Origin of the sequence: Pseudoalteromonas sp. c7(2019) (assembly GCF_011378625.1) — a bacterium.
Lineage (GTDB): Bacteria > Pseudomonadota > Gammaproteobacteria > Enterobacterales > Alteromonadaceae > Pseudoalteromonas > Pseudoalteromonas arctica.
Genome location: NZ_WTKS01000124.1, coordinates 1 through 338 on the forward strand (window position 1 = coordinate 1; position 338 = coordinate 338).

The following is a 338-nucleotide window of genomic DNA, read 5'->3' on the forward strand; positions in this document are numbered from 1 at the left end:
ACTATTTCTTGTGCTGACAATTCAGTATTCTCTAATAAAGCCATCGCAGCTGATTGTGCGAAATTACCACCTGAACCGATAGCAATTAAATCATTTTCAGGTCTAACTACATCACCATTACCAGTAATAATGTATGAGTGTTTTTTATCTGCAACGGCTAATAAAGCTTCTAATTTCCTTAACATTCGATCAGTACGCCAATCTTTTGCTAGCTCTACTGCTGCTCGTTCTAAATTACCTTGGTGAGCTTGCAGTTTCGCTTCAAAACGCTCTAATAATGTAAAAGCATCGGCAGTGCCTCCAGCGAAGCCTGCAATGACTTGATCGTTGTACAAGCG

The 338-nt window shown here is 39.9% G+C and carries 1 protein-coding gene; it reads right to left on the minus strand.

Features of this window, described 5'->3' with window-relative positions; translation table 11 throughout:
• The coding region (gene hslV, locus GQR38_RS20265) for an ATP-dependent protease subunit HslV (RefSeq protein ID WP_165738078.1) at positions 1-338 on the minus strand (338 nt) is incomplete at both ends.